Origin of the sequence: Curtobacterium sp. UNCCL20, from assembly GCF_900101675.1 — a bacterium.
GTDB lineage: Bacteria > Actinomycetota > Actinomycetes > Actinomycetales > Microbacteriaceae > Curtobacterium.
Genome location: NZ_FNKG01000001.1, coordinates 1,262,401 through 1,289,305 on the forward strand (window position 1 = coordinate 1,262,401; position 26,905 = coordinate 1,289,305).

The 26,905-nt window shown below is 71.6% G+C and carries 27 protein-coding genes; 15 read left to right on the top strand and 12 right to left on the bottom strand.

Going from position 1 to position 26,905, the window contains the following annotated elements:
* Positions 1-67: 67 nt before the first annotated feature.
* Positions 68-496, top strand: a complete 429-nt coding sequence (locus BLT36_RS06205; RefSeq protein WP_092092951.1) for a GNAT family acetyltransferase — start codon at positions 68-70, stop codon at positions 494-496.
* A 157-nt stretch (positions 497-653) separates the two neighbouring features.
* Here BLT36_RS06205 and BLT36_RS06210 read toward each other — a convergent pair whose 3' ends face one another.
* Positions 654-1,544, bottom strand: coding sequence for an EamA family transporter (locus tag BLT36_RS06210; protein ID WP_139166389.1), 891 nt, complete (start codon positions 1,542-1,544; stop codon positions 654-656).
* 36 nt (positions 1,545-1,580) lie between these two features.
* On the opposite strand from BLT36_RS06210, the gene BLT36_RS06215 reads away from it, so the two are divergent.
* The 6 genes from BLT36_RS06215 (at position 1,581) to BLT36_RS06245 (ending at position 7,928) form a co-directional block, all read left to right on the top strand.
* Positions 1,581-2,708 (top strand): CPBP family intramembrane glutamic endopeptidase, encoded by a 1,128-nt coding sequence (locus BLT36_RS06215; RefSeq protein WP_139166390.1) that lies wholly within the window; start codon positions 1,581-1,583, stop codon positions 2,706-2,708.
* 9 nt (positions 2,709-2,717) lie between these two features.
* On the top strand, positions 2,718-4,544 hold the full coding sequence (recQ, locus tag BLT36_RS06220; RefSeq protein ID WP_092092959.1) for a DNA helicase RecQ: 1,827 nt from the start codon (positions 2,718-2,720) through the stop codon (positions 4,542-4,544).
* A gap of 76 nt (positions 4,545-4,620) precedes the next feature.
* Positions 4,621-5,364 (top strand): lysophospholipid acyltransferase family protein, encoded by a 744-nt coding sequence (locus BLT36_RS06225; RefSeq protein ID WP_092092962.1) that lies wholly within the window; start codon positions 4,621-4,623, stop codon positions 5,362-5,364.
* 131 nt (positions 5,365-5,495) lie between these two features.
* Positions 5,496-5,849 carry a hypothetical protein gene (locus BLT36_RS06230; RefSeq protein WP_092092964.1) on the top strand — a complete coding sequence of 118 codons (354 nt, stop codon included), beginning with the start codon at positions 5,496-5,498 and terminating at the stop codon, positions 5,847-5,849.
* Between the two features lie 20 nt (positions 5,850-5,869).
* The gene (locus BLT36_RS18885) at positions 5,870-7,000 is read left to right on the top strand and encodes a M23 family metallopeptidase (protein ID WP_217638263.1); all 1,131 of its coding nucleotides are present in this window, start codon (positions 5,870-5,872) and stop codon (positions 6,998-7,000) included.
* Between the two features lie 85 nt (positions 7,001-7,085).
* Positions 7,086-7,928, top strand: a complete 843-nt coding sequence (locus BLT36_RS06245) for an NAD(P)-dependent oxidoreductase (RefSeq protein WP_092094389.1) — start codon at positions 7,086-7,088, stop codon at positions 7,926-7,928.
* Here the strand turns inward: BLT36_RS06245 and BLT36_RS06250 are convergent.
* On the bottom strand, positions 7,925-8,146 hold the full coding sequence (locus tag BLT36_RS06250) for a hypothetical protein (protein ID WP_092092967.1): 222 nt from the start codon (positions 8,144-8,146) through the stop codon (positions 7,925-7,927). The genes BLT36_RS06245 and BLT36_RS06250 overlap by 4 nt on opposite strands.
* A gap of 9 nt (positions 8,147-8,155) precedes the next feature.
* Positions 8,156-8,671, bottom strand: a complete 516-nt coding sequence (locus tag BLT36_RS06255) for a MarR family winged helix-turn-helix transcriptional regulator (RefSeq protein ID WP_092092969.1) — start codon at positions 8,669-8,671, stop codon at positions 8,156-8,158.
* Positions 8,672-8,803: 132 nt separating this feature from the next.
* Here BLT36_RS06255 and BLT36_RS06260 point away from each other — a divergent pair, with 132 nt between their 5' ends.
* Complete coding sequence (locus tag BLT36_RS06260; protein WP_175529515.1) at positions 8,804-9,700, top strand: alpha-E domain-containing protein; 897 nt, start codon at positions 8,804-8,806, stop codon at positions 9,698-9,700.
* Positions 9,701-9,795: 95 nt separating this feature from the next.
* Here the strand turns inward: BLT36_RS06260 and BLT36_RS06265 are convergent, their stop codons facing one another.
* Complete coding sequence (locus BLT36_RS06265; RefSeq protein ID WP_092092975.1) at positions 9,796-11,142, bottom strand: MFS transporter; 1,347 nt, start codon at positions 11,140-11,142, stop codon at positions 9,796-9,798.
* Entirely contained in the window at positions 11,139-11,558 is a 420-nt protein-coding gene (locus BLT36_RS06270; protein WP_092092978.1) for a MarR family winged helix-turn-helix transcriptional regulator, read from the bottom strand. Before BLT36_RS06270 ends, BLT36_RS06265 begins: the two co-directional genes overlap by 4 nt.
* Positions 11,559-11,673: 115 nt before the next feature.
* Here BLT36_RS06270 and BLT36_RS06275 point away from each other — a divergent pair, with 115 nt between their 5' ends.
* Positions 11,674-12,426, top strand: a complete 753-nt coding sequence (locus BLT36_RS06275; protein WP_092092980.1) for an SDR family NAD(P)-dependent oxidoreductase — start codon at positions 11,674-11,676, stop codon at positions 12,424-12,426.
* A gap of 148 nt (positions 12,427-12,574) precedes the next feature.
* Here the strand turns inward: BLT36_RS06275 and BLT36_RS06280 are convergent, their stop codons facing one another.
* Positions 12,575-12,844: a hypothetical protein gene (locus BLT36_RS06280; RefSeq protein WP_092092983.1), complete on the bottom strand. Its 270-nt coding sequence runs from the start codon at positions 12,842-12,844 to the stop codon at positions 12,575-12,577.
* A gap of 11 nt (positions 12,845-12,855) precedes the next feature.
* A complete protein-coding gene (locus BLT36_RS06285) occupies positions 12,856-13,992 on the bottom strand; it encodes an inorganic phosphate transporter (RefSeq protein WP_092092987.1) in 1,137 nt (378 codons plus the stop codon).
* Positions 13,993-14,079: 87 nt separating this feature from the next.
* Here BLT36_RS06285 and BLT36_RS06290 point away from each other — a divergent pair, with 87 nt between their 5' ends.
* Complete coding sequence (locus BLT36_RS06290) at positions 14,080-14,949, top strand: alpha/beta hydrolase (protein WP_092094391.1); 870 nt, start codon at positions 14,080-14,082, stop codon at positions 14,947-14,949.
* A gap of 111 nt (positions 14,950-15,060) precedes the next feature.
* Complete coding sequence (locus tag BLT36_RS06295; protein ID WP_092092990.1) at positions 15,061-16,110, top strand: lipoate-protein ligase LplAB; 1,050 nt, start codon at positions 15,061-15,063, stop codon at positions 16,108-16,110.
* A 41-nt stretch (positions 16,111-16,151) separates the two neighbouring features.
* Here BLT36_RS06295 and BLT36_RS06300 read toward each other — a convergent pair whose 3' ends face one another.
* A complete protein-coding gene (locus tag BLT36_RS06300) occupies positions 16,152-17,669 on the bottom strand; it encodes an AAA family ATPase (RefSeq protein WP_092092994.1) in 1,518 nt (505 codons plus the stop codon).
* A gap of 197 nt (positions 17,670-17,866) precedes the next feature.
* Here BLT36_RS06300 and BLT36_RS06305 point away from each other — a divergent pair, with 197 nt between their 5' ends.
* Entirely contained in the window at positions 17,867-18,196 is a 330-nt protein-coding gene (locus BLT36_RS06305; RefSeq protein ID WP_092092996.1) for a hypothetical protein, read from the top strand.
* A gap of 35 nt (positions 18,197-18,231) precedes the next feature.
* Here the strand turns inward: BLT36_RS06305 and BLT36_RS06310 are convergent, their stop codons facing one another.
* The gene (locus tag BLT36_RS06310) at positions 18,232-18,516 is read right to left on the bottom strand and encodes a GNAT family N-acetyltransferase (protein ID WP_092092999.1); all 285 of its coding nucleotides are present in this window, start codon (positions 18,514-18,516) and stop codon (positions 18,232-18,234) included.
* Positions 18,517-18,588: 72 nt separating this feature from the next.
* On the opposite strand from BLT36_RS06310, the gene BLT36_RS06315 reads away from it, so the two are divergent.
* Entirely contained in the window at positions 18,589-20,022 is a 1,434-nt protein-coding gene (locus BLT36_RS06315; RefSeq protein ID WP_092093002.1) for a hypothetical protein, read from the top strand.
* A 42-nt stretch (positions 20,023-20,064) separates the two neighbouring features.
* The gene (locus BLT36_RS06320; protein ID WP_254787371.1) at positions 20,065-21,006 is read left to right on the top strand and encodes a DNA-methyltransferase; all 942 of its coding nucleotides are present in this window, start codon (positions 20,065-20,067) and stop codon (positions 21,004-21,006) included.
* Between the two features lie 36 nt (positions 21,007-21,042).
* On the opposite strand, the gene BLT36_RS06325 is transcribed toward BLT36_RS06320, so the two are convergent.
* The gene (locus tag BLT36_RS06325) at positions 21,043-23,415 is read right to left on the bottom strand and encodes an MDR family MFS transporter (RefSeq protein ID WP_092093007.1); all 2,373 of its coding nucleotides are present in this window, start codon (positions 23,413-23,415) and stop codon (positions 21,043-21,045) included.
* Between the two features lie 124 nt (positions 23,416-23,539).
* Here BLT36_RS06325 and BLT36_RS06330 point away from each other — a divergent pair, with 124 nt between their 5' ends.
* On the top strand, positions 23,540-24,277 hold the full coding sequence (locus BLT36_RS06330) for an alpha/beta hydrolase (RefSeq protein ID WP_092093010.1): 738 nt from the start codon (positions 23,540-23,542) through the stop codon (positions 24,275-24,277).
* A gap of 29 nt (positions 24,278-24,306) precedes the next feature.
* Here the strand turns inward: BLT36_RS06330 and BLT36_RS06335 are convergent, their stop codons facing one another.
* Together BLT36_RS06335 and pgm are read right to left on the bottom strand one after the other, a co-directional pair.
* Positions 24,307-25,212, bottom strand: a complete 906-nt coding sequence (locus tag BLT36_RS06335; RefSeq protein ID WP_092093012.1) for a hypothetical protein — start codon at positions 25,210-25,212, stop codon at positions 24,307-24,309.
* 13 nt (positions 25,213-25,225) lie between these two features.
* Entirely contained in the window at positions 25,226-26,845 is a 1,620-nt protein-coding gene (gene pgm / locus BLT36_RS06340; RefSeq protein WP_092093015.1) for a phosphoglucomutase (alpha-D-glucose-1,6-bisphosphate-dependent), read from the bottom strand.
* Between the last annotated feature and the right edge of the window lie 60 nt (positions 26,846-26,905).

The window sequence follows — 26,905 nt, forward strand, 5'->3', positions numbered from 1 at the left end:
ACAGGTCTATCAGACCACGGCGACGGCTCCGTGACGATGTTCTCCACAGCACCGTTACCGTGAGGAGATGCAGCACGTCATCCGGACCTTCGCCCCCGACGACACCGAGGCGGTCGTCGCCCTGTGGGAATCGTGCGACCTCGTCCGTCCGTGGAACGACCCCCGGCGGGACATCGCCCGGAAGCTGACCGTGCAGCCGGAGCTGTTCCTGGTCGCCGAGGGGCCGGACGGTGCGGTCGTCGGCGCCGGAATGGCCGGGTTCGACGGGCACCGCGGGTGGGTGAACTACCTCGCGGTCCGACCCGACCTGCAGGGTTCCGGGCTCGGTCGGGCGATGATGGCGGAGTTCGAGCGGCTGCTGACGGACCTCGGCTGCCCGAAGCTCAACCTCCAGGTGCGCGCGGGCAACGAGCAGGTGATCGGCTTCTACGAGTCCCTCGGCTTCACCCCGGACCACACGGTGTCGCTCGGGAAGCGGCTCATCCCCGACGCCTGACCGTCCCGCCCCGCCCGCCCACCCGGCCCCGCCTGCCCGGCCCGCCCGAGTCTCGGCCTGAGCGACACTTCTCGCGCGCCGGTGCCCGAGAAGTGTCGCCCAGCGCGAGACTCGGCCCAGCGTCGACGGCCAGGGACGGCCGGCCCCGCCCGGGCGGCTACGCCAGCGCCAGCCCCACGGACGCCGCGAACGCCAGCCCGATCCCGGTCCACTGCACCGGGGTGAGCCGTTCCCGGAGCACCACGCCCGCGAGCACGACGGTCCCGATCGGGTACAGCGCGTTGAGCACGCTCACGACGGGCAGCGTCACCGGGTCGTCGCTCGAGTGCAGCCCCGCCTGGATGAACACGTTCGCCATCGCGTCGAGGACACCGCAGGCGACGACGGTGAGCAGCAGCCGCGTCGGCCACCGGCCGGCGCGTGCCGAACGGACGGCAGGATCGGCACCAGGCCGGACCAACCGTGCCGAGACCACCGCCGCCGCGCCGAGCAGCACCGCCTGCAGCACCCGCGCGACGACGAGCGGCGCGACACCCGAGTCCGATGGCGTCATGTCGTAGGCGAGCACGATGCCGCCGAAGCCGCACCCCGCGACCGCAGCCGTGACGAGCCCGCTCACCGTGACGCGCGCGCCCGAGGTGTCCCGCACCGCGGCGACGAGCACCACGGCGACGACGGCGACCACGAGTGCGGCGATCGCGAGGCCGGACAGCGCCGTTCCGCGGACCACCGCGACGAGCACGGGCACGACCGCGGCGAACACGGCCGTCAGCGGCGACAGCACGCTCATCGGTCCGATCGCCAGCGCACGGTAGAGGAGGAGCACCCCGATGCCGCCGGAGGCCCCCGCGACCGCGCCCCACAGCGTGCCGGTCCACGTGGCGACCCCGCCGACGACCACCAGTCCGACGAGGAGCGGGACGATCCCGACGGCTGCGGCGACGGCCGACACGGTCACCGCGCGGAGACGCTTCGAGGCGAGGCCGCCCAGGAAGTCGGCGGCCCCGTAGACGACGGCGCCGGACAGGCCGAGGAGCACGGTGAGCACGGCTCCCATCCTGCCCGGACCGGTACCGTGAGCACCGTGAGCGTTCCCTACCACCGCCTGCCCCGCGTCGATGCACGCTGGAGGTGGTGGCGCCCGCTCGTGGCCCTCGCCTTCCTGGCGGGTTGGTACATCGCCTCGCAGGTCGTCATCGCCGTCGCGTACTTCCTCCCGATCGGCGCGACGCAGGGTGCGCAGGGGCTGATGGACCTGCAGGACGACCTGGCTTCGGGCGCCCTCGACCCGACCGACCCGATCGTGCTGTCGATGTCGCTCGTGTCGCTCGTGGTCCTGCTGCCGGGCATCCTGCTCGCGGTGAAGGTCGCGCGGATCGGACCGGCGGGCATCCTGTCCTCCACGCGCTTCCGGGTGCGCTGGGGGTGGACCGCGTGGTGCCTCCTGCCGACGCTGGTGATCGCCGCGATCATGTTCTCCGCGCAGACGGCGGGCATGTTCACGTTCGCCGGCGGCTTCGGTTGGGACCACCGGGCGATCGGGCAGTCGACTGTCTCGCTGAGCACCCTGACGATCACGATCGTGCTGGTCCTGCTGCTCGTGCCGTTCCAGGGCGCTGCCGAGGAGTACATCTTCCGCGGGTTCCTGATGCAGACGATCGCTTCGTGGATCCCATGGCGGATCGTCGGCACGGTCGTCGCCGTCGCGGTCTCCACCGTGGTGTTCGCGCTGTTGCACATCCCGAACGGCTACAACGTGTGGGGCATCCTCGACGTCGGCTCGTTCGGCCTGATCGCCGCGATCATCGTGCTCCGCACCGGGGGCATGGAGGCCACCGTCCTGCAGCATGCCTTCAACAACATCATGATCTTCGTGCTGCAGGCGCCGGGGTGGTCCCGCATCGACCTGACCTCGCAGGACGCGAACGGCACGGTCGGCGGGTGGCTCATCACCCTCGGTACGTCGCTGCTCTACTGGGGCATGGTCGAGGTCCTCGCGAAGTGGCGGAAGCTCGACCGTCGGTTCGCGGGCCAGCAGGCACCGCGGTTCCGCGGTGTGGCCCCGGTCTGGGCAGGTGGGCGCCAGTGGCTCCGGCCTGGAGGCACGGGCTGGGCGGGCGCACCGCCCCGCCTCGACGACACGGCCGGGTCCAGTGCCGTGGGCGGCTCCGCGCCTGTGGACAGTTCCGTGGGTGTCGCCGGTCGCCCGTAGGCTCGTGGCATGAGCACCACCCCCGCGCCTGCTGCCGCGCTCGACGTGCTGCGCCGTGTGTGGGGCTACGACGACTTCCGGGGCGAGCAGGCCGCGATCATCGACCAGGTGGTCAGCGGTGGGGACGCCCTCGTCCTCATGCCGACCGGTGGTGGCAAGTCCCTCTGCTACCAGGTGCCCTCGCTCGTCCGTGACGGCGTCGGCGTCGTCGTGTCGCCGCTCATCGCGCTCATGCAGGACCAGGTGGACGCCCTCGCGGCGAACGGCGTCAAGGCAGCGTTCCTCAACTCCACGCAGGGGCCGGACGAGCGGACCCGGGTCGAGCGGGCCGTCGTCGCGGGCGAGGTCGACATGCTCTACCTCGCACCCGAACGACTCCGGCTCGAGTCCACCCGTGCCCTGCTCGACCGCGCACGGGTCGCCCTGTTCGCCATCGACGAGGCGCACTGCGTCGCGCAGTGGGGTCACGACTTCCGCCCGGACTACCTCGAACTGAGCGTCCTGCACGAGCGCTGGCCGACCGTGCCGCGCATCGCCCTGACCGCCACCGCCACGCCGCACACCCACCGCGAGATCTCCGCACGCCTCGGGCTCGACGACGCGGCGCACTTCGTCGCCGACTTCGACCGCCCGAACATCCAGTACCGGATCGAACCGAAGACCGGGGCATTGCAGCAGCTCCTCACCTTCATCCGCACCGAGCACAGCGGCGATGCGGGCATCGTCTACTGCCTGTCCCGCAACTCGGTCGAGCGCACGGCGGCCGCACTCGCCGAGCAGGGCATCCCGGCACTGCCCTACCACGCCGGCCTCGACGCGAAGGTGCGGGAGCGCAACCAGTCGCGGTTCCTGCGCGAGGACGGCATCGTCATGGTCGCGACGATCGCGTTCGGCATGGGCATCGACAAGCCGGACGTCCGGTTCGTGGCGCACCTCGACCTGCCGAAGTCGGTCGAGGGCTACTACCAGGAGACCGGTCGTGCCGGGCGAGACGGGCTGCCCTCGACCGCCTGGCTCGCCTACGGGCTGAACGACGTCGTGCAGCAGCGCCGGATGATCGACCAGTCCGAGGGCGACGCTTCCCACCGCCGGCAGCTCAGCGCACACCTCGACGCCATGCTCGCCCTGTGCGAGACGATCGAGTGCCGGCGCGTCCGGCTGCTCGCCTACTTCGGGCAGGAGTCGACGGCGTGCGGCAACTGCGACACGTGCATCGCCCCGCCCGAGTCCTGGGACGGCACGGTGCCGGCGCAGAAGCTCCTCTCCACCGTGGTCCGGCTCGACCGCGAGCGCGGGCAGCGGTACGGCGTCTCGCACCTCGTCGACATCCTGGTCGGCAAGCCGTCGCCGCGCGTGCAGGAGCTCCGACACGAGTCCCTCGCGACGTTCGGCATCGGCAACGACCTGGGCGAGGCCGAGTGGCGCGCGGTCGCCCGGCAGCTGCTCGCGCAGGGCTACGCCGCCGTCTCGGGTGACGGCTTCGGTACCATCGTGCTCAGCCCGACGAGCGCCGACGTGCTCGGGGGCAAGGTCACCGTCCGGATGCGCCGCGACCCGGTGAAGGCACCGCGTGCCGGTCGCTCCCGTCGCAGCGTCGTGACGGACATGCCACAGGAAGCGGTGGGCCTGTTCGAGGCCCTCCGTGCCTGGCGTGCGGCCCAGGCGCGCGAGCAGGGCGTCCCCGCCTACGTGGTCTTCAACGACGCCACGCTGCGGGGGATCGCAGCCGTGAAGCCGGCGGACGAGGACCAGCTCGCCGAGATCTCCGGCGTCGGCGGGGCGAAGCTCGAGCGCTACGGCAAGGCCGTCCTCGACGTGGTCGCCGCGGCGGACTGACGACACATTCCGCATCGGGCATGTGGCTGCGACGGCCGTCACTACACTCGGAACCTCCCGTCACGAGGAGGCCCGGTTGTCCGGTTCGACGAAGTTCACCACCACGCTGAGCCGTGCGGTCGTGACGCCGCTCGCCCGCATGCTGTGGCGTCCGCGGATCATCGGCCGGAAGAACGTCCCGAAGCGCGGTCCGGTCATCCTCGCCAGCAACCACCGGTCGTTCATCGACTCGCCCGCGATCACGCTCATGGCGCCGCGGAAGGTCTCGTTCCTCGCGAAGCAGGAGTACTTCACCGGTTCGGGCGTGAAGGGGGCGCTCTCGCGGGCGTTCTTCGGGGGCATCGGTGCGATCGGTGTCGAGCGCGGCGCGGGGGCGGCGGCGCAGCACGCCCTCGACCTCGGGCTCGAGCGGCTCGAGGCGGGCGAGGCCTTCGCGATCTACCCCGAGGGCACCCGCTCCCTCGACGGTCGGCTGTACAAGGGGCGGACGGGCGTTGCCTGGCTGGCGTTGACGAGCGGCGCTCCCGTGGTGCCCGTCGCCCTGACCGGCACCGAGGACGTGCAGCCGGTGGGGTCGCGCCTGCCGAAGCTCGCGCGGGTGACGATCGAGTTCGGGAAGCCCCTCGACCTCTCCGGCTACGGCGAGGCCTCCTCCGGGCGCGCCCGCCGGCACGCCACCGATGCGGTGATGGCGGCGATCCAGGAGCTCAGCGGACAGGAGTCGGCGAACGCGTACAACAACCCGCCGGCGACGATCGTGGAGCGGGTACGGCAGGCGCTGCGGCGCGACGACCCGACCCAGGCTGTCGAACCCGACTGAACACCCGGGGACGCAAGACGCACTATTGCACATGTGAAATATCGATGGTTCAATGGAGTCGTGCCCAGGGCACACTCCACCCGCGGTCCGCCCGAGAACGGACCGCCTGACACTGATCGGACGTTCGCAGCATGTCCTCCACGCCCCTCTTCGACTCCATCGCCCGCCGCTCCGACCGCCCGGTGCAGACCCACCCGGTGCAGACCTGCCCGGTGCAGACCCGGGCGACGTTCACCCCCGCTCCCACCTCCCCGATGTCGGCGCCGGTCGCCGCGAGCGAATCGACGCTCGTCCCCGCGGCGCTGGTCCGGGCGATCGAGGAGATCCCGGCCCGCATGACCGCCGCGCTACCGACCGGCCACGTCGTCTGCGCCGAGCAGCTCGTCCTGGTCGAGGCCGTGGCCGACGCGATCACCCGTGCCGTGGTCGACGCCGTGGCGGTCGAGCTCGAGCAGATCGCCCGCGACGGCGTCGTCCGCGTCTGATCCCGGGTCCGGCGAACCCGATGACCACGACGGACGGGCTGCCGATGCGGCCTCGCGGCGCCGCCCGGGATGCCGCGAACGCCACGGCCGCCGCCACGGCCGCCGCCACGGCCGACGCCGCCGCCACGGCCGACGCCGCCGCCACGGACGCTGCCCCCGCCACGGCCGCTCCCGGTACCGCTACCGAAGCCGGCGCTGGCCCGCTCCCGACGCGTCGCGCTCGCCGAGCAGCTGTGACGACCGCGGCGCCCGACGGCGTCACCCCTCGAACCACCGGGTCGGCGGTGTCACCTCCCGCCACCCCGGTCTCCACCGCACCCGACCCGACCACGCGCCCGCTGCCGGTCGTCTCCGAGGACGCTGGGCGCGCCTCCGGGCCCGTCACCGCTCCGCTCCCGTCCCGACGCACGCTCCGTCGGGTGCACCGGACCACCGCGGCGAGCGGGATGCGGGCGGTCACCCAGGCAGTGACGCTGCCGCTCCGGACGATCGGCAGCGCCGTCGGCTCGGCCAAGGCCGTCCCCGTGACGGCGACCGCGGTCGCGGCCTGTCTGTTCGTGAGCGTCGCCACCCCGCAGCCGGCGATGGCGGACACGCCGCAGGTGACCCAGGGGTCCGTCGAGGGGCAGGACTACGCGGTCGCTGCGGGAGCCGCGACGATCAGCGTGCAGCGGGACGCCTTCGCGATCGGGGTCGTCCCGATCCGGAAGCCGGCGTCACCGCCGCCGTCGACGTCGGGCGGGCCGACCTCGGTCCGTCCGGTCGCGGGCGACGTCCCCACGGCCGGGGGCTTCGGCTCCCGCTGGGTGCGCGGGTGCGGCGCCTGCTCGACCGACCACAAGGGGCTCGACTTCGCGGCACCGACCGGCACCGACGTCGTCGCGGCGATGTCCGGAAGGGTCGTGTCCGCCGGGGTGTTCGGCGGGTACGGCAACCAGGTCCTCCTGCAGCACGCCGACGGCTCGCAGACCCGCTACGGGCACCTGTCCCGCATCGCTGTCCGCGTCGGGCAGATGGTGCGTGCCGGCGAACTGATCGGCGCCGTGGGCAGCACGGGCGTCTCGACCGGGGCGCACCTGCACTTCGAGGTCATCGTCGGCGGGACCCCGGTGGACCCGGCCGCGTGGCTGCAGCACCGCGGGCTCCTCTGACGCGCCGATCCCGCCCCGCGGGGTGCGCGTAGCGTCGTCGGCTGGGCGGCAGGGTGCTGCCCGGGAGACGGAGACGCACGTGCGGGTGACGGTACTGGGAACCGGGGCGATGGGTGCCGGCGTGGCGGGTTCGCTGCTCCGCGAGGGCCACGAGGTGACGGTGTGGAACCGGAGCGCCGACCGGGCCGCTCCGCTCGGTGAGCGCGGTGCGACGGTCGCCGACGACGCCGGAGCCGCTGTCGCCGACGCCGAGGTCGTCCTCCTCACGCTCTTCGACACGGACGCCGTGGTGGACGTGCTCGAGGCAGCCGCGGGCGAGGCGCCGACCGACGCCGTGTGGGTGCAGGCGTCGACGATCGGCGTCGCGGGGACCGAGACCGTCGTGCAGCTCGCCGGCAAGTACGGCATCACACTCGTCGAGGCGATGATGCTCGGGACGAAGGCGCCCGCCGAGCAGGGGAAGCTGACGATGCTCGCCGCCGGGCCGACCGACGTCCTCGACCGGATCGACCCGGTGCTCGACGCGATCGGGGCGAAGACCGTCCGCGCGGGGGAGCAGGTCGGCGACGGCACCGCGCTCAAGCTCGCCGCGAACGCCTGGATCGCCTCGATCACCGCCGCGACCGGACAGTCGCTCGCCGTCGCGAAGTCGCTGGGGCTCGACCCGGCGCTGTTCCTCGAGGCCATCGCGGGGAGCGCCAGTGACTCCGCCTACGCGCACACCAAGGGGAAGTCGATGATCGACGGGGAGTTCCCCGCCCAGTTCGCGCTCGACGGTCTGCGGAAGGACATCGACCTGATCACCGAGGCAGCGCGGAGCACCGGCGTCTCGACCGTCCTGCTCGAGGCGCTCGGCCGTGTCTACGCCGACGCCAGCGCGGCGGGCCACGGCGGTGACGACATCGCCGCCGTCGGCACGGCGTTCTAGCGGCTCCGCCGGAGGAACCGTCGGACGGCGTTCGTCAGCCGTCCGACGGTCTCGTCGTTCATGGTGTTCGCCAGATCGAACGCCTCACGCGCAGGGTCGGCACCCGCACGGATGCGACGGAGGGCAGCGTCCGCCCGGGCTCGGGCATCGAGCTCCGCGAGGGGCATGTCGTCCTCGGGGTCGTGCGGCGCGGGACCGTCCGTGCCCCTGTCTCCCATGGGAGCAGGTTACGCGGACCGGCGGCGCGCTGAGTCCACGTCGTCGACGACCCGGACCATCTCGTCGAGGAACGCGACGATCACCGCCATGTCGTCGCTCGACAGGTGGTCGGTCGCCTCGATCGCACGGGAGTCGAGCTGGTCGATCACGCGCAGTACCTGGCGCATCGACCCACCGGTGGCGGTGAGGATCACACCGCGGCGGTCGTTCGGGTCGGGGTTCCGCTCGACGTGTCCACTGCGCACGAGTCGGTCGACGAGCGCGGACGTCGACGCGGCGGTGATGTGGAGCTGCTCGGCGAGGTCCTTCGCGTTGACCGAGCGTCCGGCTTCCTCGGCGTCGAGGAGTGCACGGAGCGCCAGGAGGGCGTTCTCGCCGAGCCCCAGTGCCTCGCGAGCGCGCCGCTGGGCTGCGGCCTCGGCGCTCCGGTACCTGCGCAGTGCGTTGAGCACGTCCACCGCGTCGACCCTGGAATCCTCGGCGTACCAGAATCCCGCGGCACTCGTCGTCACCTCGGAAGTCATGGGCACAATGCTAGACGCTCTAGTTAGATTGTCTAGCGAGTGCGCGGATCGGCGAGCTGCAACACCCGTGACGCGGCGACGAAACACTCCGGCAATCCCCGCTCAGTAGGTTCACGACATGCAGGAGCCGACGTGCTGAGCCGACTCGCGGGGAGCGTCTTCCACGTCGGGAGTTCCGTCGAACGCACCGACGTCGTCGCCCGGATGCTCGACGTCTACGTCGCGCGCCGGGAACCGTCCGGTGTCGAGCAGGACCGCGCGGTGGCGGCGGAGCTCCGGGCGGTGGTCGGGTCAGCCGGTCCGGCGAACGACCCGGACCGCGCCGCGACGATCGACTCGCTCGCGCTCGACCGGCACGAGCCGGCCTCGATCGCGTCCGCCGTCGCCGTCGCCCGGGACAACGCCCGTCGCGCCCGTGACGTCGTCTCCACCGAGCTGTGGGACTGCCTCAACGTGACGCGCTCGCGGATGCCCCGGAAGGTGGCGCCGGACCGTGCGCACGAGTTCCTCGGGTGGGTGCGGGAGCGCAGTGCCCTCGCGATCGGGGTCGTCGAGGCGGACGCGAGCCGCGACGAGGTCTGGGAGTTCTTCACCCTCGGTCGCTCGCTGGAGCGGTGCTCGGCGACGGCGAAGCTCCTCGCGTCGGGCCTCCTCGACCCCCAGTCCGGACCGTCCTGGGCGAACGCGCTCCGGGCGTGCGGTGCCGGCGAGGCGTTCCAGCGGGGGCGCGACCACCACACGCCGGGTCCGGAGGACGCCGCGGCGTTCCTGCTCCTCGACGAGCACAGTCCGCGGTCGCTGCGGTTCCTGGCCAGACGGACGGACGAGTGCCTGGCGGACGTGGCGCCGTCGTGCATCGAGGACGAGGTCCGGGCGTTCGTCGAGACACGCGCCCGGCTCGAGTCGGTGTCCGAGGACACGGCGCTCTTGGCGGCACGGTCGGCGGGGGAACGGTTGGCTGCGGCGGCGGACCGGGTCGTCGCGGCGCTCGACGAACGGGTGTTCGCCGTCGCCGAGCCGGCCCGCTGACGGGCCACCGGTCTGCGGGCTCGCGACGCGAGCAGTGACGGCCTGGAGGCGCGGGGCGGCGCCGCCCCGCGCCTCCAGGCCGTCGGTGGGTCTCGTCAGACCGCGCTGGAGCGGTCGGCGACCGCCTCGTCGCGTTCCAGGTCCTGCCGGAGTGCGGCGCGCGACGCGCGCGTCCCGACCACCGGGACCGCGTGCGTGATGGCCAGGTGGAGCCGGTTGTCCGCGTCGTACCGGACCCGGAACCGCTCGTACCGGATGAGCCAGACGAGGGCGATCGCGAGCGCCACGAACCCGGAGGCCGCGCCGACGGCGATGGCCCACCGGGGTCCCCAGGCGTCGGCGACGGCACCGACGATCGGGGCGCCGATGGGGGTGCCGCCGGCGAAGATCGCCATGTAGAGCGCCATCACCCGGCCGCGCATCGCGGGCTTCGTCGTGGTCTGCACCAGCGCGTTCGCGGTCGTCATGAACGTCAGGGAGGCGAGCCCGACGAAGACCAGCACGACCGCGAAGGTCCAGTACGTCGGGGCGACGGCGGCTGCGACGCAGGCCAGGCCGAAGCCGGCGGAGGCGATCACGAGGGTGCGCATCCGCGGACGGTCGCGTCGGGCCGACAGCAGCGCCCCCGCGACCGAACCGATCGCCATGACGGAGTTGAGGAGCCCGAACTCGCCGGCGCCCTTGTGGAACTCGACGCGTGCCATGGTCGAGGTGAAGATCGGGAAGTTCACGCCGAACGTGCCGACGACGAAGATCATGCAGAGCACGACGATGATGTCCGGCCTCGTCCGCACGTACCGGAAGCCAGCGGTGATCTGGCCCTTGCCCCGCTTCGGCCGGATCCGTTCGGCGAGCTGCGCCGGGTCGACGAACCGCAGGGCGATGAGGACGGCCAGGAACGAGCCGGCGTTGATGACGAACACCCACCCCGAACCGATCGCGGCGATGAGGACACCGGCGACCGCGGGGCCGATGAGCCTGGCGGCGTTGAACGACGCGGAGTTGAGCGCGACGGCGTTGGCCACGTTGTCGCCGTGCACCACGTCGGAGACGAAGGCCTGCCGGATCGGGGTGTCGAACGCGGCGACGATGCCGAGCGCGAGCGCGAACCCGTAGAGCGACCAGATCGTGGCGGTGTCGGTGAGGACCATGACGCCGAGGCCGAGCCCCAGTGCGCCCATCAGCCCCTGTGTCAGCATGAGCATCTTGCGGCGGTCGAACCGGTCGGCGGCGAGCCCGGTCAGGGGGAGGAGCAGGAGCTGCGGGCCGAACTGCAGTGCCATCGTGATGCCGACGGCGATGGCGTCGTTGTCCGAGAGCTTCGTCAGGACGATCCAGTCCTGGGCGGTTCGTTGCATCCAGGTGCCGACGTTGGACACCAGGGCGCCGGCGAACCAGATGCGGTAGTTGCGGGCCGACAGGGAGCGGAACATGGCGGTCACTGCTGGGCCAGCCTCCTCATGATCTCGGTGGCGTCGGTCAGGGTCTGACGCTCGGCGTCGGTGAGCTCGGCGAGACGCGGCGTGAGCCAGCCGTCCCGGCGGCGACGGGTCTCCTCGACGAAGTCGGCACCGGCCGGGGTCGCCCCGAGGAGCACCTTGCGGCGGTCGTCCCCGTGCCCGACCTTCGACACGAGGCCGCGCTCGAGCAGCACGGCGACGGTCTTCGACATCGACGGTGGTGTCACCCCGTCCTGCCGGCTGAGGTCGGCGAGGCTCATCGCCCCGTCGCGGTGCAGTCGGGCGAGGGCGGAGAACTGGGCATCCGTCATCGTCGAGTCGGCCTTCTGCCCGCGGAGCGTCCGGGACAGCCGGTTCACCGCGATCCGGAGGTCGGTCGAGAGGGAGACGTCGAGCATGATCGTCAGTCTAACTCATTAGTTCAGCGAACGAACTGGTTCCGCGGGGAATAGAGGACGCGGGTGTATCGTTCGGGCAGGTAGACAACAGGTGTTGTCAAGAGAGAAGGAGAACATGTCCGAGTTCGAGGGCAAGGTCGCCGTCGTCACCGGCGGTGGCAGCGGCATCGGTGAGGCCATCGCGAAGGAGCTCGCCGCGGCGGGCGCGAAGGTCGTCGTCACCGACATCAAGCTGGACGCCGCCGAGCGCGTCGCGACGTCGATCACCGAGGCGGGCGGCACCGCGAGCGCGTTCGAGGCGAACTCGGCGATCGCCGCCGACAACGAGCGCATGGTCGCGTTCGCGGTCGACACCTACGGCGCCCTGCACCTCGCCGTGAACAACGCCGGCATCGGCGCCGCACCGCAGCCCATCGGCGAGTACGACGTCGCCGCCTGGGACCGCGTCCGCTCGGTGGACCTCGACGGGGTGTTCTACGGCCTCCGCTACGAGATCCCCGCGATGCTCGCCGCCGGTGGTGGCGCGATCGTGAACATGTCCTCCGTGCTCGGCTCGGTGGGCATCGCGCAGAACGCGGCGTACGTCGCGTCGAAGCACGCGCTCGTCGGTCTGACGAAGGTCGCGGCGCTCGAGTACACGGCCCAGGGCGTCCGCACGAACGCGGTCGGCCCGGGCTTCATCGACACCCCCCTCGTCCGGTCCTCGCTGTCCGCCGAGGCGCTGTCGGCCCTGGAGTCCGAGCACGCCGCCGGTCGACTCGGCACCGACGCCGAGGTCGCCGCGCTCGTGCTGTTCCTGCTGAGCGACAAGGCGTCGTTCATCAGCGGGAGCTACCACCTCGTCGACGGCGGGTACAGCGCGCACTGACGCCTGCCGCCCGCCGGCGATCGGCTCGTCTTGTCGAACCGGGCGTCCCTGGTGGAAACGGGCGTCCCTGGTCGGAACTCCTGACCAGGGACGCCCGTTTCGTGTTCCTCCCGCCCGTGCACGGGGAACGAACAGCCGCGCGCCCGCCTCAGTGGAACTGGGGGATCGTCATCCAGATGCCGTACAGCACCGCGGCGACGCACACCGCAAAGCACAGCCCGGCCCCCGCGATCGCGAGCGGCGGCGTGTGGCCGGACCGTGCGGTCTCGTCGGCGTACCCCGTGTGGTCCCCTCCGGCGTCGACGGGCTGCCCCGTCCCGAGCAGCCGCAGGCCGAGCGTGTAGAGCAGCACCACGCCGACGGCGGCGACGAACCCGACGCCCGCCACGGTCCCGATGGCTCCGAAGTCGATGTCCATGGTGTCCCCTCTCAGGCGGAGACCGGCTCGGCGGCCGGCTCCTCGTCGCGGACGTCGTCAGCGCTGATCGGCTTGCGACGCGCCAGGAAGTAGAACGTCAGCCCCGCGGCGAGTGCGAGCACCGCGACGATGACGAGTCCGATGGTCGAGGTGGCGGCGACGGCGGTCGCGAGGGCCCCGACGACGGCGGCTGCCGGCAGCGTGATCACCCAGGCGACGACGATGCGGCCGACGACGGACCAGTGCACGTCGGCGAGCTTCTTGCCGAGGCCCGACCCGATGACGGACCCGCTCGTGACGTGCGTGGTCGACAGCGCGAACCCGAGGTGCGAGGACACGAGGATCGTCGCCGCGGAGCTCGACTCGGCCGCGAAGCCCTGCGGGGACTGCACGTCGGAGATCTTCTTGCCGACCGTCTGCATGATCCGCCAGCCGCCCACGTAGGTGCCGAGGCCGATCGCCAGCCCGCAGGCCAGGATCACCCAGAGCGCCGGACCCGTGCCCGCCGACTGGTAGTTCGCGGCGATGAGGGTGAGCGTGATGACGCCCATCGTCTTCTGCGCGTCGTTCGTCCCGTGGGCGAGCGACACCAGCGACGCGGAGATCGTCTGGCCGTGCCGGAAGCCCGTCGCCGCACCGTGCGTCGTCGCGTTCTTCGTGAGCGTGTACGCGATGTAGGTGGCGACGAGGGCGATCACGCCGGCGATCACCGGGGAGAGCAGCGCCGGCAGCACGACCTTCGACACCACCGTGGCCCAGTCGACGGAGTTGATCCCGGCGCCGATGATCGACGCCCCGATCAGCCCGCCGAACAGCGCGTGCGTGGACGACGACGGCAGGCCGAAGTACCAGGTGGCGAGGTTCCACAGCACGGCGCCGACGAGTCCCGCGAAGATCATCGTCGGGGAGATGTGGACGCCGTCCTGGCCCTCCCGGATGATGCCCTGCGAGACGGTCTTGGCGACCTCGGTGGAGAGGAACGCGCCGACCACGTTGAGGACGGCGGAGATGAGCACGGCGGTGCGGGGCTTGAGGGCACCCGTGGCGACCGAGGTTGCCATGGCGTTCGCGGTGTCGTGGAAGCCGTTCGTGAAGTCGAACACGAGGGCAACGACGATCACCAGCACGACGGTGACGAGGACGTCCATGCGCGAGACGGTAGGCCCGCCCCGCACCGGCTGCGTGAACGCCGGGTGAACAGGCTGGACCGCCTCCTGATCTGGGAGGATCGGCACGTGCCCACCTTCTCCGCAGCACGAGGCGACGCCTCGTTCACCGACGCGCACGGCGTCGAGATCGTCTACTCGACCTGGCGGGCGGCGCGGCCGAAGGGCATCGTGCAGATCGCGCACGGCGTCGGGGAACACGGGCTCCGGTACGAGCCGCTCGCGCAGGACCTCGTCCGCGCCGGCTACACCGTGCACGTCAACGACCACCGCGGGCACGGACGCACCGGTCTCGCGCAGTGGGATGGCGACCACACCAAGCTCGGACGGCTCGGCCCCGGTGGGCTCCGCGCCGCCATCGCCGCCGTCGAGCAGATGACCGCGGTCGCCAAGGAGGACACCCCGGGCGTCCCGCTCGTGCTCCTCGGGCACTCGTGGGGCTCGCTGATGGCGCAGCGGATCGTGAACACCTCGTCGGAGGCCTACGACGGTGTCGTCCTCTCCGCCAGCGCGTACCGGCTGCCCGGGTGGATGAACAGCGGCGACCTCAACGCCCGGCACGCCGGGTCCGGTCCGACGAAGTTCGAGTGGCTGACCCGTGACCGGGCGATCATCGACGCGATGTCGGTCGACCCGCTCGCGGTCGAGGCGGACGTCATCGGGCTGTTCGGGCTCGCCGACACGCTGCGGCTGCTCGGCGTGCCGCGGCGGGGCATCCCGCACGACCTGCCGATGCTGCTGCAGGTCGGCTCCGAGGACCCGCTCGGCGGCCCGCGCTCGATCGAACGGCTCGCGCAGGCCTACCGCCGTCGTGGCCGGCTCTCCGACGTGCAGGTCGAGGTCTACGAGGGCGCCCGGCACGAGGTCTACAACGAGACCAACCGCGACGAGGTCGTCGCCGACCTGGTCGCGTGGCTCGGTCGGGTCACGTCGCGCTGACGCGACCGAGGGACGGCCTGGAGGCGCGTGGCGGACACGGCCACGCGCCTCCAGGCCGCCGTCGTCCCGGCCCACCGCCGGACCGTCACCGGACCGGAATAGGGTTGCGACATGCACGGTGAGTACAAGGTCCCCGGAGGGAAGCTGGTCGTCGTCGACCTCGAGGTCGTCGACGGTGTGATCCAGGGGTTCCGCCTGGCCGGGGACTTCTTCCTCGAACCGGACGACGCGCTCCCGCTCATCGACCAGGCCGTGAACGGTCTGCCGTCCACCACCGACGCCGCGGGCATCGCTTCGGCGGTCCGCACCGCCCTGCCCGAGGACGCCGTCCTGCTCGGCTTCACCCCCGAGTCCGTCGGGGTCGTGGTCCGCCGCGCCCTGTCCCGCGCCTCCACGTGGCGCGAGTACGACTGGGAGATCGTCCACGAGGGACCGATCAGCCCGAACGAGCACCTCGCGCTCGACCAGGTCCTCACCGAGGAGGTGGGCGCCGGACGCCGCGGTCCGACCCTCCGCATCTGGGAATGGGACCAGCCGGCCGTCGTCATCGGGTCGTTCCAGTCACTGAAGAACGAGGTCGACCCCGAGGGTGCGGCGAAGTACGGCGTCGAGGTCGTCCGGCGCATCTCCGGCGGCGGTGCGATGTTCATGGACGCCGGAGCGGTCATCTCGTACTCGCTCTACGTCCCCACCGACCTCGTGCAGGGCATGACCTTCGCCGACTCCTACGCGTACCTCGACGAATGGGTGATCGAGGCGCTGAAGTCCCTCGGCATCGAGGCGTACTACCAGCCGCTCAACGACATCTCCTCGACGAAGGGGAAGATCGGCGGCGCCGCCCAGAAGCGACTCGGCACCGGGGCGCTCCTCCACCACGCCACCATGAGCTACGACATGGACGGCGAGAAGATGGTGCAGGTGCTGCGCATCGGCCGCGAGAAGATGAGCGACAAGGGGACGACCAGTGCTGCGAAGCGCGTCGACCCACTGCGGTCACAGACCGGGCTGAGCCGGGCCGAGATCATCGACCGGCTCATCGCGACGTTCACGCGCATGTACGGGGCGCACGAGGGGCACGTGACCGAGGCCGAGCGGGCGCGCGCGCAGGAGCTCGTGCGCACGAAGTTCCAGACGCAGGAGTGGCTCGAGCGGGTGCCCTGAGCCGCAGCCGCGGGCGGGCTGCTGTCGTCAGCGGCTCATCGTCAGTGGCCGTCGTCCTCGGTGGCGTCGTCTGCGTCCGGCGCGTCGACGTGCTGCATCGCGGTCCCGACGGACCATCCCGGGCCCGACCGGATCGGACCGAGCGCGACGTACGAGCCCGAGTACGTGACCTCGTCCTCGTCCTCGAAGCCGTCGTCGCCCTCCTCGTCGGGGTCCGCGGGGTTCCGGGTGCCGAGCAGCTTCCGCGTCAGCGCCGAACGCTCGGTGAGGAGCGAGTCGAGCGCCGCCCGCAGGTCGACGTCGTGCGGGTCCGCACGACGCAGGGCCGCGCCGAGGACGCTCCGCCGCATCAGCTCCTTCGCGAACGAGCCCGTCGTGCCCTCCGCACGCTCGGCCGCCTCGGCGAGGGCGTCCTCGGAGAACGGCAACGCCGACGCGTACCGCCGGAACAGCCGCACCCGCTCGGGCAGGTCGGGCAGCGGGATCTCGACGGCGAGGTCGACACGGCCGGGACGGTCCGCGAGGGCACGCTCGAGGACGGACACCCGGTTCGTGGTCATCACGAACGCGACGTCCGCGTCCCCGTCGAGCCCGTCGAGGGCGTCGAGCACCTCGAACAGCAGCGGCTGTGGGGAGCTGTGCCGCTCCATGGCGACGAGGTCGATGTCCTCGAGGACGACGATCGACGGCTGGAACGTCCGGGCGATCTCGGCTGCGGCGCCGATCGCGGAGATGCTCGACCCGGTGAGCAGGATCGCCGTGACCCCGGGCGTCCGCGCGAGCAGGTGCCGGATGGTGAGGGTCTTGCCGGTGCCGGGTGGCCCGTACAGCAGGACACCACGCTTGAGGTGCTGCCCGGCTGCGAGGAGCGCCTCCCGCTGCTCACCGATCCCGACCACGTGGTCGACCACCTCGTCGAGCACACCGTCGGGGAGCACCACCGCGTCCGCGTCGACGTCCGGTCGTCGGAGGAACGTGGCGCCGGCGTCCGACCCGTACTCGGACTGGACGAACGACAGCACCTGACCGCGCAGCACGCTCCGCTCGATCATCAGCGCCCGCAGGCGGAGCAGGAACGCCGACGAGGCCTCCTGGTCGGGGGAGAGGATCTCGAGCGACGCCTGCGCCCGGCCGTACTCGGGCTTGGCGGATCGCTGGACGACGGCGACCGGAGCGCCGTCGAACCGGAGGAGTCGCAGGCCGAACGACACGACCCGCCGGGACGTGTCAGCACTCGTCGCCCGGGTCGCGTAGCTCACCGGACCCGGCGCCCAGCGGGAGTGCGGGTTCGCGATCAGCTCGCTCACCGAGCTGTGGAAGCGGCTGTCGTCACCGGCGATGCCGACGAGGGCGTCGGGAACGCCGCCGGACAGTTCGTCGAGGGCGATGTCGGCGTCGACGAGCCGGTGGTCCGGGAAGTCCTCGGTGACCACGGGCACCGTCTGCGGGTCGACCCCGATGTGGTCGCGGATGCGTTCGCCGATCGGGGTGAGCACCGCCTGCTGCTCGGCGGCGGCGAGTTCGTTCGCCTTCTCGATGTAGCGAGCGAAGGCCCGCATGAGGTCGCGGTCAGCGTCGTCCTGGCACGCCGGCGACCGACGCGACAGGGCAAGAACGTGGTCGGCCGCCCGGGGAGGGGGTCCCGAGCGGCCGCACACCCAGTGTGGGCGTCCTCCTGGTGAACGACGTGTGCGGATCACGAGAATCCTCCGCGCGGCTGATGTCCGGCCCGCGGAGCCCACGTAGCCTCGACAGCGTGAACTGGTTGATCCTCCTGGGGGCGGTGGCCGCCGCGGCCGTCGTGATGTGGATCGCCGATCGTGTGGGGTGGATCGACCTGTCGAACAAGGCCACACGCAGCGGCGGATCCGGCGGCGTGATCTCGATGATGGACGAGGTGTTCGCGCCCACCCGTCACGAGACGCAAGCGGCGTACGAACGGCAGTCGCGCCTCCCGAGGGAGGCACCGACGCCGGCCGACGACGACCACGACCTGCTGAGCGGCACCGTCCTCATCAAGGTGCCCGCGGTCCGCGGCGCCGGCCGGCACGAAGCGCGCGCCGGGACGCACGACCGCAGCTACTGACGCCGTGTCCCGACCGCACGTCGCGGGGAGCGCGGTCAGCGCGTCGTGAGCTCCTGGTAGTCCGGGTGCCGCTCGATCCAGGCCTTCACGTAGCTGCACTGCGGCACGACGCGGAGTGACCCGGACCGCACGTCGTCGAGCGCGTGCTCGACGAGGATCGATGCGTGGCCACCACCGCGGTGCGACGGATCGACCTCGGTGTGCACGAACCGGATCTCGTCGCCGTCGACCTCGTACGCCGCGAACCCGATCACCTCGCCGTCCTCGACGAGGGAGTACTGGTGCTTGTCGGTGTCGTTGCGGACCTCGGGTGATGCCATGGCGACGACGCTACGCCGGACCTCCCGAAGAAGGGCCTGTGTGACCGCTGTGCGCCGGGCTAGGGTCGCACCGTGCGCCACGAGACGACCACGCCGTTCCGCTTCCGGACCCCGCCCGGATGGCCGACGCCGTCCGACGAGTGGGTGCAGCTCCACCAGGCCGCCGAGCCGGCCGTGGGCTGGTCGCCCGCCCCGGAGGTCCCGCCGGCACCCGCGGAGTGGGTGTTCTGGCGGACGGTGCCCGGCGTCTTCCGCACCTACCTGCCCGCCGGCGCCCGGAGGCTCCGACTCACGCAGCGCATCGGGCTGGCGGTCGCGCTCGTGTCGTTCGTCGCCGTGCTGGTGGTCGCCGCGCTCGGCGGCCCGGCGGTGCTCGGCCTCGCACCGCTCGTCGCCGGCCTCGCGGTCGTCGTCGTGACGGCATCGCGACACGGTGACCTCGCCGCGCGGACCGCGGTCTCGATCCGTGACGACGCAGCCGTGTGGCGGCGCACCGAGCTCCCGGTCCGAGCCGGGGCCGCACGCCCGGACCTCGGCGCCACCGAGGCGCTCGCCGCGTGGGACGCTGCGGCGTGGGGACTGCCGGTGGCGAGGCCGCTCGAGACGACCCCCTCGCTGCCCCCGGCGGCACCCGCCGGACGCTCGTCGTCGCCGTCCGCGGTTCCCGCATCGTTCCGGCGGAGCGCCCGGCTGGCGTTCGGTGTCACCGCGGGCGCGGCCGCGTTCCTGCTGGTGGTCGGTGCGACCGCGGTCGGTGCTCCGGTCGTGCAGACCGTGCAGGCCCACGCCGCCGGACAGACGCTGGCGCACGGGCTCCAGGGCGACGACGGCAGCGACCCGGGCAGCGACCCTGGCAGCGACCCCGCCGGGCCGAGCGCAGCTCCCGAGGACGGCTCCGGTGCTGACGACTCGTCCACCTGGACGTCCGACGACGGCGCGACCACCGCGACGTTCATCGGCGACGACGACGGTTGGCAGGCGAGCTGCGGCGCGATCGACTTCACCGACGGCTGCTGGGCGTGGGAGGTCGACAGCGAGTGCGACGGCCCCGCGACGATCAGGATGGGCTTCTCGGACACCGTCGGGGGCGGTGACGTCCGGACCGACACCCGCACGGTGCAGCTCGACTCCAGGTACCCGCTGGTCCTCACCGAGCAGGGCACCGAGGACTACAGCGGGATCGAGGACGTCACCTGCGACACCACCCCGAAGAGCCCGGTCGGGACGACGAAGACCCTGCTCGACTCGGACGAGCAGGACGCGGACGGCTCCTGGCCGGACGGTTGCGTGGACTACGGGTGCTCGGGCTGGGAGCTCACGTCCGAGACCGACTGTGCGTCGGCGACCGTGCAGTTCGCGGTCGACGAGGAGGTGGCATCGCTGCCGGGGCCGCACGAGTTGGTCGTCACGACGCGGCTCCGTGCCGGGCAGCCCGTCGACGTCTGGGCGGCGGGGACGTGGTCGTCCGACGACGACGCCCGGCTCGAGTCGGTGACCTGCGGCTGAGGCGTCACGGCTCCCGGCTCGCCCGTGCAGCAGAATGGTCGCGTGCACAGCGGAGACGATCGCGGCCCGGACCGGGTCGTCCAGGGGGACAACCTCGACGTGCTCCCGACCCTCGCCGACGGCTCGTTCACGCTCGTCTACCTCGACCCGCCGTTCAACACCGGCCGCTACCAGCGTCGGCACGCGAGCACGGCGGTCGCAGCGGACGCCGGCACCGACGTCACCGGCCCGGCCCCGACGGGCCCGACCCCGGCCCTGGTCCCGCGCGCTCGCCCCGAGACCCGCGTCTCCGGCTTTCGCGGCCGCACCTACGAGCGCATCCGCGGCGACCTGATGCGGTTCGACGACCGGTTCGACGACTACTGGTCGTTCCTCGAGCCCCGACTGCTCGAGGCGTGGCGACTCCTCGCCGACGACGGCACCCTCTACCTGCACCTCGACTACCGCGAGTCGCACTACGCCAAGGTCCTGCTCGACGCGCTGTTCGGGCGTGACGCGTTCCTCAACGAGATCGTCTGGGCGTACGACTTCGGCGCGAAGTCACGGTCCCGGTGGCCGACCAAGCACGACACGATCCTCGTCTACGTGAAGGACCCCTCGCGGTACTGGTTCGACTCCGAGGCCGTGGACCGTGAGCCCTACATGGCCCCGGGTCTCGTCACACCCGAGAAGCGGGAGCGCGGCAAGCTCCCGACCGACGTGTGGTGGCACACGATCGTGTCGCCGACGGGCAGGGAGAAGACGGGCTACCCCACGCAGAAGCCGGAGGGGGTGCTCCGCCGGGTCGTGCAGGCGTCCTCGCGCGAGGGCGACTGGGTCCTCGACTTCTTCGCCGGCAGCGGGACCACCGGGGCGGTCGCCCAGGCGCTCGGCCGCCGGTTCGTGCTGGTGGACGACAACCCCGTCGCGATCGACGTGATGCGTCGTCGGCTGCCGTCGGCGTCCTTCGAGATCGTGGAACCGCCCGCCGCCTCCGCTGGCTGAGCGGGGCGACGGGCGGTCGGGTGCCGAGGTGGTCGGCTACTCGGCCGAGTGACGGCCGTGCGCGTGTTCGTCCGGCCGGGAGGCGCGGCTCGGGTCTGTCTCGTCGGCCGCGGTCGCGTCGCTGGTCGCCGCGGCGTGCGCCGCGCGCGTCCGGATCGCACCGGTGGTCGCCGGGGGTTCGTCGACCGGGGCAGCGGCCGAGTGCGCACCGTGCGTGGTCGCGTTCGGCAGCGGCGCCCGGGTGTCGTCGGCGGACCGCGGTCGGGGCGAGACGTCCGGGGACGTCGGCACGACCGCCATCGACCCGGTGTCCGGCGAGACGAGCGAGCCCGTCCCGGCGGCGGCACCCTGGGCGTCGACGCTGAGCCGGTCGGCGTCGTCCTTGGCGGCGTTCGCCTGCTCCTGCAGGGCCGAGACCTTGCGGAGCGGCGGCACCCGGAAGAACCAGGTCAGGACGAACGCGAGCAGGATCACCGCGAGTCCGACGTAGTACACGACGACGGCGGAGTCGCTGAAGCCGACGAGGAACGGCCGGGTCAGGCGCTTGTCGGCCCCGTTGAGGAACGAGGTGTCGCTCGTGGCGGCACTCGTCGACGAACTGGCCTTCGAGTCGCCGCTCTTCAGCTGCTTCACCAGCGTCGGCGCGACCTCGTCGACGACGTTCTGGCGCTGGTCGGCGTTCGAGTAGTCGACCTGGAGCGTGCCGTCGACGACCTCGGCGTTCGCCTTGGACGCGGCGGTCTCGAGCGCCTGCTGTTCGGCTGCGGGCTTGGCCGCGGCGACCTGCTGCGCGATGACGTCGTCGGCCGATGCCGCCGGGACCTTGCCGGCGGCGACCTGCGCCTGCACGCCAGCCGTGACCTGCTGGGTGACCGCGTCGTCCGCGGCCTGCTTCGCCTGGACCGCACCCTTGTTCAGGCCGTCCTGCACGTTCTGCTTCACCGGGTCGACGATCTTGCCCCAGATCTGGTCCATCACGCCCTTGTTCTCGGAGGCGTTCGCCACCGAGGGGGTGAGGGCCGCGTTGAGGGCGGGCTTGAGATCGCTCTCGTTCTGCATCGCCGTCGTGATGTTCGTCGGCATGAGCGTGAACAGCACGGACAGCAGCACGGCGGTACCCATGGTGCCGCCGATCTGGCGGAAGAACGTGGCCGCACTGGTCGCGACCCCGATGTCCCGGGGGCTGACGGAGTTCTGCGCCGCCAGGGTCAGGGTCTGCATGAGCTGCCCGAGCCCGAGGCCGATCCCGAACATGCCGAGCATGAGGAACCAGAGCGGGCGGTCCGCGGTGAGGAAGGTCAGCACCGTGAAGCCGATGGCCGTGAACGCGGTGCCCGTGATCGGGAACACCTGGTAGTTGCCGGTGCGCGAGATGATCTGACCCGAGGCGATCGAGGAGATCATCAGGCCGAGCACCATCGGGAGCATCGCGAACCCGGACTCCGTCGGGGTGACGCCCTTCACGATCTGCAGGTACAGCGGGATCGTCAGCATCGCGCCGAACATGCCGAAGCCGACGAGCACCGACAGCACCGCGGACATCGAGAACACCCGCGAACCGAAGAGCTTGAGCGGCAGGATCGCGTCGTCCTTCATCGCGCGTTCGACGAAGATGAAGGCGATCAGTCCGGCAGCGCCGATGCCGTAGCAGGCGAAGGCGCCCGCCGAGCTCCAGCCCCATTCGCGGCCCTGCTCGGCGATGAGGAGCAGCGGGACGAGGGTGACGATGACGAGGCTCGCGCCCCACCAGTCGATGCGGGGCTTGCCGCGGTCGCCGAACTTCGGCAGGTGCAGGAACGTCAGCACCATGAAGAGCGCGATGACACCGATCGGGACGTTGATCAGGAAGACCCAGCGCCAGCCGGAGATGAAGAGGAGCTCGTTCGCGCCGGCGAAGACACCGCCGACGAGCGGGCCGATGACGCTCGAGATGCCGAACACCGCCAGGAAGTAGCCCTGGTACTTCGCACGCTCCCGCGGGGCGAGCATGTCGCCCATGATCGCGAGGGGGAGCGACATCAGGCCGCCGGCGCCGAGGCCCTGCAGCGCACGGAAGCCGGCGAGCATGAGCATCGAGGTGGAGAACGACGCGGCGAACGAGCCGACGATGAAGATGCCGATCGCCGTGATGAACAGCGGGCGCCGGCCGAAGATGTCGGACAGCTTGCCGTAGATCGGCGTGGTGATCGTCGACGCGATGAGGTACCCGGTGGTGACCCAGGCCTGTTGGTCGAGGCCGTGCAGGTCGTCACCGATCGTGCGGATCGCGGTGCCGACGATGGTCTGGTCGAGGGCGCCGAGGAACATGCCGGCCATCAGGCCGTAGATCACCAGCAGGATCTGCCGGTGGTTCATCACGGCGCTGGACGACGTGGTCGGTGCCGCGGGTGCGGTCGCGGTCTGGGTCATGACAGGGTCTCCCGAAAACTTTGCGCTGGCTGCAAAGTTACATCTGCCGCAAGTGGTTGGTCACGTCGGGGAGGGTTCCTGAGTGGATCGGCAGCACCCGCTCCGGAACAGTAGGGTCGCCGTCATGAGCACGCCCGACGCCGTCACGGTACGCCCGAGCGCGGTGGCCGGTTCCCGGCCGGCCGTGATCGTCCTGCCGGGCGGCGGCTACGAGGAGCACGGCCGGGCGAGCTCGGAACCGATGGCGGACTGGTTCGCGGGCATCGGCGTGCACGCGTTCCTGTTCCGCTACCCGCTCCGGACGCCCGACCGCCGCGGGCCGCTCCACCCGGAACCGATCGACGCGACCCGGCGCGTGTTCGCCTGGCTGCGCGACGGCGCCCCCGGCTCCGGGCTGTCCGTCGACACCGAACGGATCGGGGTCGTCGGGTCGAGCGCCGGCGGACACCTGGCCGCGTGCCTGGCGAACGGCATCGACGACCCGACACTCGACCGCCCCGCGTTCTGCGTCCTCAGCTACCCGGTGATCAGCATGGAGACCCCGACCCGCCCGCGTCCGCTGGTGGGGCTCCTCGGCGAGGGATCGTCGTGGCGCGAACGCCGGGAACTGTCGATGGAGACCCGGGTCGACCGACGGACCCCGCCGACCTTCGTGTGGACGACCGCCGACGACCGGATCGTCCGCGCGACGAACGCACTGTCGTACGCGGACGCGCTCGTCCGGAACGAGGTGGACGTCGAGGTGCACGTCTTCCCGCACGGACGCCACGGGCTGGGGACCGCGGTCCGTGAACCGCACACCTCCCAGTGGACGCGTCTCTGCGAGAACTGGTTGCGGTACCAGCGCGTGCTGACCGACTGAGGCGATCCGCGCCTCCAGGCCGCCCTCGGTCAGGCCGCGGCAGCCTGCTCGAGCGCCTGCTGGAACCGTTCGTCGACCTCGATGCGCATCGCACCGGTCTCCTCGTCGAAGCCGGACGCGGCGCTGACCCGCCCGTTCCGCGAGAAGAAGAGCAGCGGACTGAGCACGCCGCCGGGCAGGCCGCGGCCCGTGTCGGTGAGGACCTGCACGAGCATGCCCGCCAGGGTCTGCACCGCTCGGATGCTGTCCGCGTCGCGGATCGGTACGGCGAGCAGCAGGTGGCGGTGCGGCACGGCGAACACGGTGCCGTACGGGGCCGCGCCGAACACGGCCGGCAGGTTCACGGCCTTGGACGCCACGAAGAGCGACTCGCCCTCGACCACGAAGACGCCCGGGGCGAGCTCGGTGTGCTCGTCGACCGGCTCGTCGTCGGTGTTGAGCTGCCCGATCGCGAAGAGCTCGTCGACGCCGAGGGGCAGGGCCGACAGGGTCGGGGTGGAGATCGTGCTCACCATCGTCGGGTAGTCGACGCAGAGCCCGAGGACGAGACCCGGCGCGAACGGCCTGGCGTACGACAGGTCCGTCGGGTCGGACGGCACGCCGCTGTCCTCGGCGAGCACCCGAAGGCGGATCCGGTCGCGCAGTTCGTCGGGGCCGAGCTCCTCGACCGGCGGCTCGCTGTACGCCTGGATCATGCGGTCGAAGTGCTCGGCGACGATGTCCGCCTGGGTCGCGGGCGGCTCACCCTGCACCTGCGACGCGAGGTTCTCGAGCAGGAACACGCGCCCGTCGGTCCCGACGAGACGTGCGTGCTCGAGGTCACCGGCGGGTGGTTCGACCGTCGTCTCGAGGCCGCGTTCCGCGAGGGCACGCTGCGCGAGCGCGACCAGGCTCGTCGCCTCGGTCTCGGGCTTCTTCCGTCCGAACCACCCCATGCCTGCGATGGTGTCAGGCTCCGAGCGCCGCGTCCACGATCTCCTTGGCTTCGCGCTGCACCTCTTCGAGGTGCTCCTGGCCGACGAAGCTCTCGGCGTAGATCTTGTAGACGTCCTCGGTGCCGGACGGCCGGGCCGCGAACCACGCCTTGTCGGTGACGACCTTCACGCCGCCGACCGCGGCGTCGTTGCCTGGAGCCTTCGACAGCTTCGCCGTGATCGGGTCACCCGCGAGGGTCTCCGCGGTGATCGCGTCACCGTCGAGCTTCGCGAGTCGGGCCTTCTGCTCCTTGCTCGCCGCCGCGTCCACCCGCTGGTAGACGGGCGCACCGAAGCGGTCGGTGAGCTCGGTGTAGAGCTGCGACGGCGTCTTGCCGGTGACAGCGATGATCTCCGACGCCAGGAGCGCCAGGATGATGCCGTCCTTGTCGGTCGTCCACGCGGTGCCGTCCTTACGGAGGAACGACGCCCCCGCGGACTCCTCGCCGCCGAACGCGACCGAACCGTCGATCAGCCCGGGGACGAACCACTTGAAGCCGACCGGGACCTCCCACAGACGACGGCCGAGCGACTCGGCGACGCCGTCGATGATGCTCGACGACACGAGGGTCTTGCCGATCGCCGCGTCCTCGCGCCACTCGGGGCGGTGCGCGTAGAGGTACTCGATCGCCACGGCGAGGTAGTGGTTCGGGTTCATCAGGCCACCGTCGGGCGTGACGATGCCGTGCCGGTCGGAGTCGGCGTCGTTGCCGGTCAGGACGTCGAACTCGTCCTTGCGCGCGACCACCGACGCCATCGCGCTCGGGCTGGACGGGTCCATCCGGATCTTGCCGTCCCAGTCCAGCGTCATGAAGGACCACGTCGGGTCGACGTCCGGGTTCACCACGGTCAGGTCGAGCCCGTAGTGGTCGCGGATCCGGTTCCAGTACGGCAGCGACGCCCCGCCCAGGGGATCGGCGCCGATCTTCACCCCGGCGCGCTTGATCGCGTCGATGTCGATGATGTTCTCGAGGTCGGCGACGTACGCGCCGAGGAAGTCGTAGCGGTCCGGCGTCGCCTGCTCGGTGCGGCGGACCTCGGTGTTGCCGCCCGCGATGATCGCGTTCGCTCGGTCGGCGATCCACGACGTGGCGTCGCTGTCGGCCGGTCCACCGTGCGGGGGGTTGTACTTGAAGCCGCCGTCACGCGGCGGGTTGTGGCTCGGCGTGATGACGATGCCGTCGGCGGTGTCGGTGTTGCCGGCACGGTTGTAGGCGATGATCGCGTGGCTCAGCGCGGGGGTCGGGACGTAGCCGTTGTCGCTGTCCGCGAGGACGTGCACGCCGTTCGCCGCGAGGACCTCGAGCGCGGTGTGCTCCGCAGGGCCGGACAGGGCGTGGGTGTCGCGGCCGATGAACAGCGGGCCGTCGGTGCCCTGGGACTGCCGGTACTCGACGATCGCCTGGGTGATGGCGGCGATGTGGGCGTCGTTGAACGCTGAGTCGAGCGACGAGCCGCGGTGACCGGAGGTGCCGAACACCACCTTCTGCTCGGGGTTCGAGACGTCGGGCACGCGCTCGTGGTAGGCGGCGATGAGGGCGTCGAGGTCGACGAGGTCGTCTGCGGTCGCTGGGGTGCCGGCACGGTCGTTCATGGGTCCATCCTGGCACCCTGACCCCGGGGGCGTTCTCGCGGTATCCGGAATGTCAATGCG